This is a genomic window from Actinomadura sp. 6N118 (assembly GCF_044326415.1).
GTDB lineage: Bacteria > Actinomycetota > Actinomycetes > Streptosporangiales > Streptosporangiaceae > Spirillospora.
Window position 1 is genome coordinate 1 of record NZ_JBIRAZ010000078.1, and the last position, 859, is coordinate 859.

Sequence of the window (859 nt, forward strand, 5' to 3'; positions counted from 1 at the left end):
GGGGGCTCCGCCCCCAGACCCCCGCCCCTTCAGTGGCCCAACCCCCGCCGCTCGTGCGACGGGGGCTGAGCCGGGCCTTCAGTGGACGATGATGACGGCCAGGGCAAGGTATTTGCTTCCCGCCAAGGGGAAGCCCCACGACAGGTCGTTGCCGCCCTGGAGGTCGGCCAGCGCGGAGCCGAACCGGTCCTGTCGGCTGATGCCGGTGGCCTGCGAGTGCGCCATCTTCGGTGCGTGCTGGTCAAAGACCTCCTCCAGCCAGTTCACGGCCTCTTCGGGCGTGCCGGTCTTGCGCTGCAGCATGCTTTGTGGCTTGCGCAGCCAGTCGCGCGTCATCACCGGTGGCGTGGCCATGCTGAGGTCCCCGCACAGCGAGTCGCGCTTGGGACCTTGGGCTGTGGCGGTGTCCCCGTGCCAGGAGTAGCAGTGAAAGGCCATCGAACGGCATCCTTCGAAGAGGCAGGCCCCGCCTCGCCGGGCGGGACCTGCTCATGGATTGGGTGTGGCTAGACCGGGGCGGGGGCCAGGGCCGGGGAGTCTTGCGGCAGGTCGAACTCGCCCGCCTTGGCTCCGGCGATGAAGTCGCGCCACTCGAAGTGATCGAACTTGGACACGTTGCCCGCTTCATCGGTGACCACGACCGCGTCACGCACGATGGCGACGTTCACACAGCCACACGTCTCCTGTTGTCCGTCACACTGCCTGGACTTGATGAACACAGGACCTCCCTTGGGCCGTCGGGGGATGGGGAACCGGCCGACCGCGCCATTGGTTGGGCGTGGCCGGCTGGGGATCATGGGCCGGTGCTTGCGGCGCCTGGTGAGTGATGGCCTCCACGAGCGGAGCGGCGTTGGTCCCT

Annotated in this window: 2 protein-coding genes; both read right to left on the reverse strand. The window is 68.3% G+C overall.

Annotation, left to right across the window (positions count from 1 at the left end; translation table 11 throughout):
* Positions 1-78 precede the first annotated feature (78 nt).
* Entirely contained in the window at positions 79-438 is a 360-nt protein-coding gene (locus ACH34W_RS55445; RefSeq protein ID WP_395969358.1) for a hypothetical protein, read from the reverse strand.
* A gap of 68 nt (positions 439-506) precedes the next feature.
* Positions 507-668 (reverse strand): hypothetical protein, encoded by a 162-nt coding sequence (locus ACH34W_RS55450; RefSeq protein ID WP_395969359.1) that lies wholly within the window; start codon positions 666-668, stop codon positions 507-509.
* Positions 669-859 lie beyond the last annotated feature (191 nt).

Coding starts and splice junctions, on each gene's coding strand:
- ACH34W_RS55445 (WP_395969358.1), bottom strand. CDS start 438: ATGGCCTTTCACTGCTACTCCTGGCACGGGGACACCGCCACAGCCCAA.